Raw genomic sequence first — 13,969 nt, 5'->3', positions numbered from 1 at the left:
CGGCATGGTAAGGTAAGTAAATCCTCAGTGCAGGCCAAGCTTTTTCAAGAAAAAGGCCGCTGGACAAATCCCGGTGAAAGCGCTTTGAATTAAGTTCACTCCAACAAATGCCGTTAGCCAAATAAAGTTTGAATGGACAAACACAGTTAAAACGATCGACAGCAGTACCATGCTACCCGCCAATATTCTTACCCCATTTTCAATCGTCATGTTGTTACCCTCCGTTGTAAATTAAAGTCACTATAAATTTATTAATTAGCAATGTCTAATGTTAATTTGTCTAATTTTGAATAAGCTAAATAAGCGTTGACTAAATCTCATTCATTAGTATTATCTAATTAAATGCAATGCGAAGGGGGAATGATGGAGATCACATCAGTCAATGTGGAGCAAATGAAAACAAATGCGATAGAGGTTTCAGAGTTGCTTAAAACGATGGCCCACCCTGAGCGTTTGATGGTGCTTTGCCAGTTAATTAATGGTGAGGTGGGCGTTGGAGAATTGCAGCAAAGCTCGATGTTAAGTCAATCAGCCTTTTCGCAACATTTAACCGTGCTTCGTAAGCAAAATATGATCAAAGCAAGAAAGGAGTCGCAGCAAGTCTTCTATTCGCTATCGGATCCGCGGGTTGTACAGCTTATTCAAAGTTTGCAGACCGTTTTTTGTAATTAGTTCATTTGTCATAGGTTAAAAGGATAAATAATGTTGTTTTCTATTCCTTGGGAATCGTTGTTAGGTGGTGTTTTACTAGGGATATCAACGTCATTCATGTTGCTGTTTAACGGCAAAATTGCTGGGATAAGTGGGGTGTTAACGGGATTGATGACGCCTCAAACGCGTGATTTTGCATGGCGTTTGTTATTTGCACTTGGCATGGTAACTGGTGGTGCTATTGCCGTTTGGTTTTTAAATGCACAAGTGCCGCAAACTTTTAACTTTAATAACGGTGTTTTGGCGCTTGCTGGTCTATTAGTTGGGGTAGGCACTCGATTAGGAAATGGTTGCACCAGTGGCCATGGTATCTGTGGTGTTGGCCGACTATCCACTCGCTCTATTGCGGCGACAGGGACCTTCATGGGCGTTGCTGCCATTACTGTGTTTGTACGCCTTCATCTTCTATAAGTGAGTTAAAATGAATCAGATGTTGTTTAGATTAACCTCGTTAGTGGCAGGTATTTTGTTTGGTGCGGGTATGGTTATCTCAGGAATGGCCAATCCAGCCAAAGTCGTAGGTTTTTTGGATGTGGCTGGTGCTTGGGATCCAAGCTTAATGTTTGTGATGGGAGGTGCATTGGCCGTTTTTATGCCGACCTATTTCATCGTTATTAAAGCAAGACAGCAGCCTATAAACGCAGAAAAATTCTGTTTAGCGACGACTCGCAGTGTTGATACCCGGCTTATCTCTGGTGCTGCGATTTTTGGGTTAGGTTGGGGATTAGTGGGCATCTGTCCAGGGCCAGCACTATCAAGCCTTGCACTGGGTAATATTGAGGTATGGCTATTCTTTATCTCAATGATGGTTGGGCTTGGTGCAACTAATTTGTTGATCTGCATTAAGAATAATAAACAACAGCAAACGCAAACGGTTTAATCTAACTAGAATTCAATAAGCAAGTGGAATCGTAACGATCAACATGAGGGATGGGTATGAAAAGGCGAATTTGGATTGCGTGTATTGCCTTAATCACGAGCGGCTATTGGGCCGTTGGCTATGCTGATGATCGTTATATCGTGACCTATGAGCAGATACCACAGCAGATTGCATTTGAAGGTGTTGTCCAGCCAGTTAACAGAGGGACAGTTGCGGCTCAAACCTCTGGTCGAGTCGTTGGTGTGTATGTCGACGTTAACGATTTTGTTAAAAAGGGCGACGTGCTATTAGAAATCAGCGCTATTCAGCAATCGGCTTCTTTAGACGCATCTCAAGCTCAGTTAACCAGTGCAGAGGCTCGAAATCGTGAAGCTCAAGCTCAACTAAAGCGTTATCGACTGCTGTTTCCTAAAGGTGCGATTTCACAAGACCAAATGGATGGCGCTGAAGCTCAAGCTCGAAGTGCTGCTGCGGCCGTCAAGGCGGCAAAAGCCGCGGTAGTGCAGGCGAAGGAGTCACTTGGATACACCAATATTACCGCCCCTTATGATGGTGTCGTGACGGAGCGACATGTAGAGCTGGGTGAAACGGTGGCTCCGGGTACTGCGCTGCTCAGTGGTTTCTCATTCAATGAGTTGCGTGTTGAAACGGCCATTCCGCAGCGCTATCAGCCTGCAGTCACCAATGTTGCTCAATTCCAAGTCATTATGCCTACGGGCGATAAAATAACCCCAATCGATTACAGCTTATTCAGTTATGCCGACCCTCAATCACATACATTCAAAATCCGTCTTGAACTGCCTCGTGTAGATCAAACTAACAAGCTCGGGCAAGTGATGCCAGGAATGTGGGTCAAGACAGAGTTTAATTATGGTCAACGTGAGGTGATGCTCATTCCTGTTGCCGCTGTGATTCGCCGAGCAGAACTGAGTGCCGTATATCGCATCGTTGATGATAAACGACTGCTAAATCCAGTGCGATTAGGGCAAACCTATGGTGAATATGTGGAAGTATTATCTGGCTTGGAACAAGGCGATACGGTCGCAAGCCGTGTATTTACACAAGTAGGTGAGTGATATGGATAATCGTTTAGGCGTCTCAGGACGTATTGCCAAAGCTTTTCAGACTTCAGCGATGACGCCGTTGCTCGCGATTGTTGGGTTACTGATGGGCGTTTTTGCGGTAATGGTTACTCCTAAAGAAGAAGAGCCGCAAATCGATGTGACCTTTGCCGATGTGTATATTCCTTTTCCCGGAGCTTCTCCGGCGGAAGTGGAAAGTTTAGTGACGAACCCAGCAGAGCAGATCATCTCTGAAATTGAGGGAATTGATAAAATTTACTCTTTTTCACAACCCGATGGTGCGATGATTGTGGCTATCTTTGATGTCGGCGTTCCTAGAAACGACGCCGTGGTTCGTATTTATAATAAACTCTATTCCAATAAAGATTGGATGCCAAAAGGCGTTGGGGTGGGCGAGCCGATCATCAAACCTAAAGGCATTGAAGATGTGCCTATCGTCAGCATTACGTTATCCGATAAAACGGGTACTTTGGACAACCAGCAGTTAACGCAAGTGGCCCATGGTTTAGAAACAGAGCTCAAACGCATTAATGGTACACGAGATATTTATACGATAGGTCGCCACCCTACTATTGTTGATGTACGTTTAGACCCCGTTAAAATGAACAGCTTTGGCATCACGTTAGATCAACTGAATCAGCATCTTCCTGCGGCGAACCACAGCTCTCCAATGTTGAAACTAACGCATGAAAATCAGCAGTTTCCCGTCCAAATTGGTCAGTTTTTAACAAAAGTTGAAGAAGTAAAGCAATTGGTGATTGGGCTGCATAACCAGACACCGATATATTTAGCGGATGTCGCTACGGTTCAATTGGGTGTTGATACATCAACCCAACAAGTTTGGACCAGTGATAAGCAAGGTATTTATCCAGCAGTTACCTTAGCCATCGCTAAAAAAGGAGGCGAAAACGCCGTTCGTGTGGCTGAGATGGTTGAAGCTCGAGTTGCAGAACTTGAAAATCAGTTAATTCCACACGGAATCAGTGTTGAAATCACGCGTGACTACGGGAAAACCGCCGCCGATAAAAGCAATACATTGATCGGTAAATTGATTTTTGCAACCACTGCAGTCGTTATTTTGGTGGTTATTGCGATGGGATGGCGCGAGGCTATCGTGGTCGGTATGGCTATTGTTGTCACCTTGATGATGACACTGTTTGCATCATGGGCATGGGGTTTTACACTCAACCGGGTCTCGCTTTTTGCGTTAATTTTCTCTATTGGCATTTTAGTGGACGATGCCATTGTTGTTGTGGAAAATATCCACCGTCATATGGCGTTAGGTAAGCGCAAACTGGCGGATCTCATTCCTACGGCGGTTGATGAAGTGGGTGGACCCACAATCCTTGCCACCTTAACCGTGATTGCCGCACTGTTGCCAATGGCCTTTGTCTCTGGGCTTATGGGCCCGTATATGAGCCCAATTCCCATCAATGCTTCGATGGGAATGCTGATTTCATTGGCGGTTGCATTTGTCTTTTCACCTTGGTTAGCGGCCAAGTTTCTTAAGCCTTCATCGCATCAAGCACAATCTCAATCAACTCAAGGCATCTTTCACCGAATCATGAATCCTTTCGTAGTCTCGGCTGCACAAAGACGTAACCGGCTTTTCTTGATGCTTGCGGTATTTGCGCTTATTGCTGGCTCCCTATTATTGCCAATCACGAAGGCCGTGGTTTTAAAAATGCTGCCTTTCGATAATAAATCAGAGTTTCAAGTGGTATTGGATATGCCTGAAGGGGCGTCGCTTGAGAAAACGCAACGCGTTTTATTTGAACTTGGCGCGGTGTTAAATAGCGTGCCTGAAGTCAGTGGGTATCAGATTTACGCAGGTACAGCCGCACCGATCAACTTCAATGGCCTTGTGCGTCATTATTTTATGCGCAATCAAGCCAACCAAGGTGATATTCAGGTGAACCTGTTAGGGCGAAAAGAGCGCGATAAAGATAGTCATACGATTGCAAGTGAAGTACGCCCCAAGCTTAATGAGGTTGCCAGCCGATTTGGCGGTAAAGTCAAAGTCGTTGAAGTTCCACCGGGGCCACCCGTTTGGTCACCTATTTTAGCGGAAGTTTATGGTCCGACACATGACATTCGGGCACAAGCGGCAAGGATGCTACGCGGGATCTTCCACGAAACAGCGGATATTGTCGATATCGATATGTATCTACCGGAAGTGCATCAAAAATGGCAAGTAGTGATTGATCGCAGCAAAGCGTCACACTATCAAGTACCTTATGCTTCGATAGTCGATGCTTTGGCGACGGCCGTCGGTGGAAAGCCGATCACCTATTTACACAGTGAACACAGCAAGTACCCAATCCCCATTCAAGTGCAAGCTAGTGAAAATGCCAAAGTCCGATTAGATCAAGTGTTGAACATGAAAGTAGCGAGCACTGCGGGCAGTGCATATCCATTGTCTGATTTAGTCACTATTCGCCAAACTCAAATGGATGACTACATTGTGCATAAAAACCTGTTACCAATGGTGATGGTGGTGGCGGATATGACGGGTGAAATAGACAGCCCCTTATACGGTATGTTTGAAATGGTGTTCAACATCAATGCACTTGGTCTACCTGTGGAACAGTATTATATCCACCAACCTACAGGGTTAAATGGTGTCGAAATCTTCTGGGATGGTGAATGGACGATCACTTATGAAACATTCCGCGACATGGGCATTGCCTACGCGGTTGGGATGATCCTTATTTACTTACTGGTTGTCGCGCAGTTTAAGTCCTACCTTGTTCCATTGATCATTATGGCTCCAATTCCACTGACGATTATTGGCGTCATGCCCGGACATGCGTTACTTGGTGCTCAGTTCACCGCCACGTCGATGATTGGGATGATAGCACTCGCGGGGATTATTGTGCGTAACTCCATCTTGCTGGTTGATTTCATTAATCAGCAGGTTGAAGAAGGTGTGGCATTTTCCGAAGCGGTTATTCAGTCTGCGGCTGTTCGTGCTAAACCCATCATGCTTACCGCTTTAGCGGCCATGATCGGGGCGGTATTTATTTTAGATGATCCCATTTTTAATGGCTTAGCCATTAGCCTGATTTTCGGCATCTTTGTTTCTACCGTCTTAACTTTATTAGTTATTCCTGTTTTGTATTATACGGTTATGCGTCATTGATCTTTCTGTTCTAACTATTCCCTTGCTCTAACTATAAAATGTCAGCAGGCAATGGATATTAAAAATGCAGTTTTAAATAGGTAGATTACGGATAAATTCGCTATGATTATAACTAAAGGTGTTTCATAACAAGAAAAGCGGTGCAAGCTTAATCGTGTTTGAGTCAACTAAACTCCCCAGTTAGGAAAACATGAAACTGAAATCTGCGTTATTGATGATATTTTCTCGAGTGATGGCTGTATTGGCGCTGCAGCTTCCAGTCATCGCTTCTACGGCAGAAGTCGGTGAACCGCTCTCCAGCGAGCATGATCTTTCTCAACCTCTGCTTATTACAAGCTCAGCCAAGTGGAAACCGTATTCGTATATTAATAAGCAAGGAGAGCCTGCCGGGATCTTAGTCGATTATTGGAAAGTCGTTGCTGAGCAAAGCGGGTTCGATGTTGAATTTAAACTAGTAAGCTGGAACGAATCACTAGAGCTGGTTAAACATGGGCAAGCCGACGTTCATGCGGGTCTAATTCAATCACCTGAGCGAGATCTGTTCCTCGATTTTGGACCTGAAATTATGGCGATCGAGACGCACGTATTCTTAGATCAACACTTACTCGGTACGGATTTTGACAAAATATTTTCAGGTGAAATCGATATTAAGGTTGGCGTTGTATTGGGTGGCTATGAGGCGTATTACGCAGCTCAATATTTACCTAAATTAAACTTGGTCTACTTTGCCACGAATGAAGATATGTTGTATGCCGCTTCCAGTGCAAAATTAGAAGGGTTTATTAGCGATTATCAAGTCGCTAATCTCTTTATGTTTACAGAAAATAGCCCGAAAAAATATGTGCCAGTTAAGTTTCTCTATTCTGAGCCGTTGCGCTTTGGGGTGAAAGAGGGCAATGACGTTCTTTGGCAGAAGCTCGCAAATGCGACAGATAAGGTATCTGATGCCTCTAAAATGCAGTTATTTAGTCGCTGGATCTACATGGAGACGGTTTACCCAAAATATTTTATCCCGATCATCATTAGCGTAGCTCTGATGGTTCTCTGTATTTACATCTTGATGTTAAGACGCGCAGTCATACATAAAACCATCGATTTAGAGAGAGCAAATCACTTGCTAGAGAAATTGGCGCAAACTGATGAGCTAACAAAAATCAGTAATCGCCGACACTTCCAATCAAAGATAGCAGAATTGCAAGGAACTCCCGTCTCCTTCACCTTATTGGTGTTTGACATTGATAACTTTAAGCTAATCAATGATCAGTTTGGTCATGAAGTGGGTGATCAAGCCATTATTCATGTGGTTAGACATGTACAGAGAAAGTTATCCAATAATGACTTTATTGCTCGTTTAGGTGGAGAAGAGTTCGCCATTATTCTTACTCTCTATACCTTTGAAGAGGTCAAATTGAAAGCTCAATATATCTGTCAATCTGTCTATGAAAATCCAATGCGAGTAGCCAATGATACCATCACGCTCAGTATCAGTTTGGGTGGCGCCTATTACGATCTTGTTCCTGATAAAGTCTCACTTACTGTTGCGGACAGTTTAATGTACCAAGCCAAGTCGGCGGGTAAAAATCGTGCTGTAGTTGTTAAAGTTGATCAATGTGCGGATTGATCATTCCAATTAACTTCATTTCGGCCATCTATTATCACTTGGCTCGCCCGAGGGCAGTATTTCAAGAAAAGCCATTCCAAGAAAAGTATGGATGATGTTTTTTGGCAACGAAATGACCTCGATTAATCATGAAATAGTGTGCTGGAATTCGACATTCCATGTCGCTAATGTGAGACTTTGTGCCCTAGTCGCGAAAGAGGGAATAAAGAGTATTGCTGCCGCTAATCGACATACACATTTTGATTTTAACATCGCAATACCTCACTGATCGAATCCGAAGGCTTAGCCTATCAGGTTCGGTGAAATTTCAAGAGGAAAAATCAAAAATTTGCAATTTTCATCGTTTCTTTTCTAAGTGAGATCTGCTACTCCAAGATCGCATTGATCTTGTTCAATGCTCGGTTTTTATTGATCCAAATCAATACCCTGAGTTGGGAGTTTTCGTTAAATGCACCACAATATATTGTGTCAGTCGGATAATAAACTGCTCTATATAGTGTATTTGTGGATAACTCTGTGAGTATGCTAGGGGTAAGGAGAAATGGTGAAACCTATCGTAATCAAACGTGACGGATCGAGAGCCCCGTTCAACCGTGATCGCATTCAATCTGCCGTGGAAAGTGCAGCTGAACATATTGATAAAGAGATCGCTATTTACGCACTCAATGTGGCGTTGGCGGTAGAACTGAAGCTCAAAGATTACGATGAAGTCCATATCGCCGAGATTCAAACCTTAGTAGAGAACGAGCTAATGCAAGGGCCCTATAAAGCATTAGCTCGTTCATACATCGAGTACCGACACGATCGTGATATCGCGCGTGAAAAGCAAAGTGCCTTGACGCAAGAGATTGAAGGCCTTATCGAAGAAAGTAATGCTGATCTGCTCAATGAAAATGCGAATAAAGACGGCAAAGTGATCCCAACGCAGCGTGACTTACTGGCTGGTATTGTGGCGAAACACTACGCTAAAACCCGCATTTTACCGCGTGATATTGTGCAAGCGCATGAAGAGGGTGATATCCACTATCATGACTTGGATTACGCTCCCTTTTTCCCAATGTTTAACTGCATGCTGATTGATTTAAAAGGCATGCTCACTCATGGCTTTAAAATGGGTAATGCGGAAATTGATACGCCAAAATCAATTTCAACCGCCACTGCAGTGACCGCGCAAATTATCGCTCAGGTTGCGAGCCATATTTACGGCGGCACCACCATCAATCGTATCGATGAAGTGCTTGAACCTTATGTGACAGCCAGTTACGACAAGCATCTAGAAATAGCAAAAGAGTGGGATATTCATCATCCCGAAGCCTTTGCTATGTCTCGTACAGAAAAAGAGTGCTACGACGCATTCCAGTCACTTGAATATGAAGTCAACACTTTGCATACCGCGAATGGGCAAACTCCGTTTGTCACTTTCGGCTTTGGTCTAGGGACCAGTTGGGCCTCTAAATTGATTCAACAGTCAATTTTGAAAAATCGCATTGCTGGCTTAGGCAAAAATCGTAAAACGGCTGTATTCCCTAAATTGGTATTTGCCATCAAAGATGGCTTAAATCATAAAGCGGAAGATCCAAATTATGACATTAAACAACTCGCATTAGAGTGTGCGACCAAACGCATGTACCCGGATATTCTCAACTACGACAAAGTAGTTGAAGTGACGGGTTCATTCAAAACCCCAATGGGTTGCCGCAGCTTCTTAAATACATATGAAGAAGGTGGTGAGCTGATTCACGAAGGGCGGAATAATTTGGGGGTAGTCAGTCTCAATTTACCTCGTATCGCGCTGAAAGCGGGCCGAAATATTGAACAGTTCTACACATTACTCGATAAAAAATTAAAACTGGCTCGCCGTGCTTTAGAAACTCGCATCAGCCGCCTTGAAAAAGTCAAAGCACGCGTCGCACCTATTTTGTATATGGAAGGGGCATGTGGTGTTCGTTTAAAAGCCGATGATTCTATTGCCGATATATTCAAAAATGGCCGAGCATCTATCTCTTTGGGCTATATCGGTGTGCATGAAACCATTACCGCGCTCTATGGCAGTGATACACATGTTTATGATGATAGCGAACTGCGAGATCGCGCGTTAGATATCATTAAATACCTGAAAGGGGCCGTTAACCAATGGGCGGAAGAAACCGGTTACGCGTTCAGTTTGTACGGTACGCCAAGTGAGAACCTCTGCAGCCGTTTCTGCCGTATCGACACCAAAGAATTTGGTGTGATTGAAGGCGTAACGGATAAAGGTTATTACACTAATAGCTTCCATTTGGATGTGCAAAAGAAAGTTAATCCATACGATAAAATTGATTTTGAGATGCCATACCCAGAGGTTTCAAGTGGTGGCTTTATCTGTTATGGAGAGTTTCCGAATATGCAGAAAAACATAGAAGCGCTTGAAAACGTTTGGGATTACAGTTACAGCCGTGTTCCTTATTATGGGACCAATACGCCAATTGATGAGTGCTATGAATGCGGTTTTACTGGCGAATTTGAGTGTACGAGTAAAGGGTTTACCTGTCCTAAATGTGGTAATCACGACTCATCCAAAGTCTCCGTAACCCGCCGCGTGTGTGGCTACCTTGGTAGCCCAGATGCTCGTCCGTTTAACTTCGGTAAACAAGAAGAAGTTAAACGTCGCGTTAAACACTTGTAAGTGATAGTGAGTAACCTGTTGGCATGAATTATCACCAATATCATCCGATTGATGTTGTGAATGGCCCGGGGACGCGTTGTACGCTGTTCGTCTCCGGCTGTGAACATCAGTGCAAAGGATGTTACAACAAAGGGACTTGGTCGCTGCATTCTGGCCACACTTACAATGAGCAACTAGAGCAGCAGATCATCACCGATTTGAACGACACGCGCATCAAGCGCCGAGGATTATCCTTGTCGGGTGGCGATCCCTTACACCCGCAAAACCTTGCTTCTATTTTGCAGTTGGTTAAACGAGTAAAGACTGAATGTGTGGGGAAAGATATCTGGTTATGGACGGGATATACCCTAAACGAACTCAGTGATGCTCAAAGACAAGTCATTGAATATGTTGATGTCTTGATTGATGGAAAATTTGAACAGGATAAAGCCGATCCAAGCTTAGAATGGCGAGGCAGTGCCAATCAAATAATCCATCAATTTAAACTGTAAAAATTATGTATCTAGTGCTAACTTGAAGGTCATTACTTGAATTTCAAAGGGTTGTGACCTTCATGTTTTCACATTTACCAACACCAACACTCGATCCAATACTTTCATTATCGGTTGCATACCGCAACGATCCTCGCAGCGAAAAAGTTGACCTAGGCATTGGCGTTTATCGTAATAGCCAAGGAGAGACGCCGATTATGCGCGCCATTGCCAAAGCGCAAGAGCACGTGATTGCCACACAAACCACTAAATCGTATGTTGGGCTTGCTGGGTGTGAAGAGTTTAACCAAAGCATGGTGAACTTATTATTGTCTGGCACTTCAGTGCTTGATCGTGTGGCTGCGATTCAAACGCCCGGAGCAAGTGGTGCGCTGCGTATGCTCGGTGACTTAATGCACGTAGCACAACCAGAAACGACGGTGTGGATTACGGACCCAAGTTACGTCAATCATAAACCTGTGATGGAAGCTGCGGGTTTAAAAGTGAAATATTATTCTTACTTCTGTCGCGAGACTAAGCAAGTCGATATTGCACGGATGCTTGATGATTTATCGCAAGCAGGGCCAAAAGATGTGGTGCTTATCCATGGTTGCTGCCATAACCCAACCGGCGCGGATATTGATTTCGCCGCATGGCAAGCGATCACCAGTCTTGCGCAGAAAAATGGCTTCATCCCTTTTGTTGATGTTGCCTACCAAGGGTTTGGTGAAGGTCTTGAAGAGGATGTGAAAGGGCTGCGTTTTATGGCAAACAACGTCGAAGAGATGTTGATCACCACCTCTTGTTCAAAGAACTTTGGTCTCTACCGAGAACGAACTGGCGCCGCGATTGTTGTCGGTAAAAACGCACAAGATGTAGCGAATGCAAAAGGTAAATTACTAACGTTAGCCCGTTCGACCTACACTATGCCGCCCGATCATGGTGCTGCACTGGTGAAAACTATTTTACAAAATCAAGCATTAACCGCGATTTGGAAGCAAGAGTTAAGTGAAATGCAACAGCGTTTGTTAAACCTGCGTCAAACCTTGTGTAATCATTTGAGAAATCAGCACAATACTTCACAATTCGATTTTATCGAAAGTCACAAAGGGATGTTTACTGTGCTAGGCTTTACTCCAGAACAGATGGCTCAGCTACGTGATCAATATGGAATCTATGGGGTAGGTGATGGCCGAATTAACATTGCAGGCTTATCAGAACAACATATTCCGTATGTTGCTCAAGCCATAGTGAATGTCTCTTAAATATTTATCAGTTTGATTAGGTGGGTCAATGAAACAACACTTGAAACTTATTGCTCTTTTAATGTTGAGTACTGGTTTGATGGCATGCAGTACGCTAAACCAAACCTCAACACAACCAGAGCAAAAGCCAAAAGTTGAAGAGCCAAAACAACAAAATACTGAGGCACAAAAACCGGTTGAAAAACCCTCGAAAGAGCCAGTGGTTGTGGTGAAGGCCAAAAAAACCTCTGATGGTAAGCTTATTTTGGGCGAAAAAGAGTGGGTTTATGTGCCGAGTTTGAACGAAAGCTTCAAAGCGCGTATCGATACCGGGGCGGCCACCTCTTCAATTAGTGCCGTGGATGTTGTTGCTTTTGAACGCGATGGAAATGATTGGGTCAAGTTCAGGATTGAACACGATGACATCAAAAGTGATGAGATAAGTTTACCTGTTGAACGCTGGGTCAGAATTCGGCAATCCAGTGCAGAGGGTACACAAAGACGTGCGGTCGTTGTCGCTTGGATTGAAATTGGTGATCTCAAAGAGAGAACCGAATTTACGCTTGCCGATCGTACACATCTGACTTATCCACTGTTACTTGGTCGTAGTTTCTTTAAAGATGTAGCGCTTGTTGATGTGAGCCGAAAGTACGTGCAGGATAAACGTAAATAGAGATACCTCACTTCTTAGCTCAACCTAACAGCCAGCACTTGTTGCTGGCTTTTTCTTACCTCCAATTCCCTAGTTGTAACAGCAGTCTTTATTCCTCATTACTTTATTCGATATTTGCTCAATAAAATGATGCGCTGTGTTGAATAATGTTTAAAAACCATTGTGTTAAGTTTGTTAAAAAGACGATGGCGTCTAAAATGAAAACATACCACCTGCATTGGTAAACCGAAAAGGTGTTAACTCAGGATCTGATATACAAAACACTGCTTAAACCCACGCCGAGCAGTGATATGACTGCTAATAAGGAAATTGTCTATGTCTGAGCATCAACAAGCTGAAAGTAAATTTAGATTAGTGACACGCAGCGATTTTGATGGGCTGGTTTGTGCCGTGTTGCTCAAAAAACTCAACCTAATTGACGAGATCGTGTTTGTTCACCCAAAGGATATGCAAGATGGGAAGGTGACGACAACTGAGCGTGACATTGTCACTAACCTGCCTTACGTCGCTAATGCTCACTTAATTTTTGATCATCACTTATCGGAAACTATTCGCAATCAAGGTGAAAGGCCGAATCATATTATTGATCCAAACGCGCCGTCTGCCGCGCATGTAGTATGGCAATATTATGGCGGACTAGATACGTTTCCCTCTCAGTGGCAAGAGATGCTGATTGCTGTCGACAAAGGTGACTCCGCGCAGTTTACTCGGGATGAAGTGCTTGATTCTGCGGGATGGAATTTACTGAATTTCCTGATGGATGCAAGAACAGGTTTAGGGCGCTTCCATGAATTTCGTATCTCCAATTATCAGTTAATGATGGATCTTATCGACTACTGTGCGAACCACTCCATTGCCGAGATTCTTGCTCTGCCGGACGTTCAAGAGCGCGTTACTTTGTACCGTGAGCATGAAATTCTATCTAAACAGCAGATTCAACGTTGTGCCAAAGTCTATAAAAACCTTGTCATTCTTGATTTGACGGGCGAAGAAATTATTTACGCGGGGAATCGGTTTATCATTTATGCCTTATTTCCCCAGTGTAATATCTCGATTCACAAAATGTGGGGCTTTCAGAAGCAAAATATCGTGTTTGCTACGGGGAAATCTATTTTTGATCGTGGCTCTAAAACCAATGTGGGCGGATTAATGCTCAAATATGGTGGTGGAGGCCATCAAGCGGCTGGAACGTGCCAAATTGCTCTTGAAATGGCCGAGCAGGTAGAAAAAGAGCTGATCAGCCAAATTACCACAGATGGTTAAAGCCGGTGAAGCCCTGCATGGCAGGGCTTTTTATCTCATCGCGGCGTTTTCTATACGTTTCGTTCCTAAAACCACAAAGTTACCAATTCTTATTGCGGCTCATCACCTACCAGCAATGCCAAGTTGTTTCGTTATAATTGCAGCTTGGGGTTTCGTAAATCTTATTTTTCTCTATACTTACCCAAGTGACTGAATTATTAATAGTTTACACTGATGGA

Annotated in this window: 12 protein-coding genes; 11 read left to right on the top strand and 1 reads right to left on the bottom strand. The window is 43.7% G+C overall.

Annotation, left to right across the window (positions count from 1 at the left end):
* Positions 1–24: 24 nt before the first annotated feature.
* On the bottom strand, positions 25–210 hold the full coding sequence (locus AACT23_RS17425) for a YgaP family membrane protein (RefSeq protein ID WP_094130154.1): 186 nt from the start codon (positions 208–210) through the stop codon (positions 25–27).
* A 132-nt stretch (positions 211–342) separates the two neighbouring features.
* On the opposite strand from AACT23_RS17425, the gene AACT23_RS17420 reads away from it, so the two are divergent.
* The 11 genes from AACT23_RS17420 to AACT23_RS17370 all read left to right on the top strand — a co-directional run bounded on the left by AACT23_RS17420 (position 343) and on the right by AACT23_RS17370 (position 13,751).
* Positions 343–672 (top strand): ArsR/SmtB family transcription factor, encoded by a 330-nt coding sequence (locus tag AACT23_RS17420; protein ID WP_013867870.1) that lies wholly within the window; start codon positions 343–345, stop codon positions 670–672.
* A 30-nt stretch (positions 673–702) separates the two neighbouring features.
* A complete protein-coding gene (locus AACT23_RS17415) occupies positions 703–1,122 on the top strand; it encodes a YeeE/YedE family protein (protein ID WP_094130151.1) in 420 nt (139 codons plus the stop codon).
* 10 nt (positions 1,123–1,132) lie between these two features.
* A complete protein-coding gene (locus AACT23_RS17410) occupies positions 1,133–1,591 on the top strand; it encodes a YeeE/YedE family protein (RefSeq protein WP_047689716.1) in 459 nt (152 codons plus the stop codon).
* A 56-nt stretch (positions 1,592–1,647) separates the two neighbouring features.
* Complete coding sequence (locus AACT23_RS17405) at positions 1,648–2,667, top strand: efflux RND transporter periplasmic adaptor subunit (RefSeq protein WP_445286085.1); 1,020 nt, start codon at positions 1,648–1,650, stop codon at positions 2,665–2,667.
* A gap of 1 nt (position 2,668) precedes the next feature.
* Positions 2,669–5,815: an efflux RND transporter permease subunit gene (locus tag AACT23_RS17400; protein ID WP_094130146.1), complete on the top strand. Its 3,147-nt coding sequence runs from the start codon at positions 2,669–2,671 to the stop codon at positions 5,813–5,815.
* A gap of 190 nt (positions 5,816–6,005) precedes the next feature.
* A complete protein-coding gene (locus AACT23_RS17395) occupies positions 6,006–7,436 on the top strand; it encodes a transporter substrate-binding domain-containing diguanylate cyclase (protein WP_094130143.1) in 1,431 nt (476 codons plus the stop codon).
* Between the two features lie 544 nt (positions 7,437–7,980).
* Positions 7,981–10,101 carry an anaerobic ribonucleoside-triphosphate reductase gene (nrdD, locus tag AACT23_RS17390; protein WP_026028505.1) on the top strand — a complete coding sequence of 707 codons (2,121 nt, stop codon included), beginning with the start codon at positions 7,981–7,983 and terminating at the stop codon, positions 10,099–10,101.
* Between the two features lie 23 nt (positions 10,102–10,124).
* Positions 10,125–10,592 carry an anaerobic ribonucleoside-triphosphate reductase-activating protein gene (gene nrdG, locus AACT23_RS17385; RefSeq protein ID WP_017047206.1) on the top strand — a complete coding sequence of 156 codons (468 nt, stop codon included), beginning with the start codon at positions 10,125–10,127 and terminating at the stop codon, positions 10,590–10,592.
* A 62-nt stretch (positions 10,593–10,654) separates the two neighbouring features.
* Positions 10,655–11,836: an amino acid aminotransferase gene (locus AACT23_RS17380; protein WP_094130140.1), complete on the top strand. Its 1,182-nt coding sequence runs from the start codon at positions 10,655–10,657 to the stop codon at positions 11,834–11,836.
* Positions 11,837–11,864: 28 nt separating this feature from the next.
* Positions 11,865–12,488, top strand: a complete 624-nt coding sequence (locus tag AACT23_RS17375; protein ID WP_094130137.1) for an ATP-dependent zinc protease family protein — start codon at positions 11,865–11,867, stop codon at positions 12,486–12,488.
* A 315-nt stretch (positions 12,489–12,803) separates the two neighbouring features.
* Positions 12,804–13,751 carry an exopolyphosphatase gene (locus tag AACT23_RS17370; protein WP_038148427.1) on the top strand — a complete coding sequence of 316 codons (948 nt, stop codon included), beginning with the start codon at positions 12,804–12,806 and terminating at the stop codon, positions 13,749–13,751.
* Positions 13,752–13,969 lie beyond the last annotated feature (218 nt).

The sequence above is a fragment of the Vibrio sp. V09_P4A23P171 genome, assembly GCF_963875615.1.
GTDB lineage: Bacteria > Pseudomonadota > Gammaproteobacteria > Enterobacterales > Vibrionaceae > Vibrio > Vibrio anguillarum.
The sequence above is the reverse complement of the archived record's forward strand: the minus strand, read 5'-3'. Positions and strand labels throughout refer to the sequence as shown.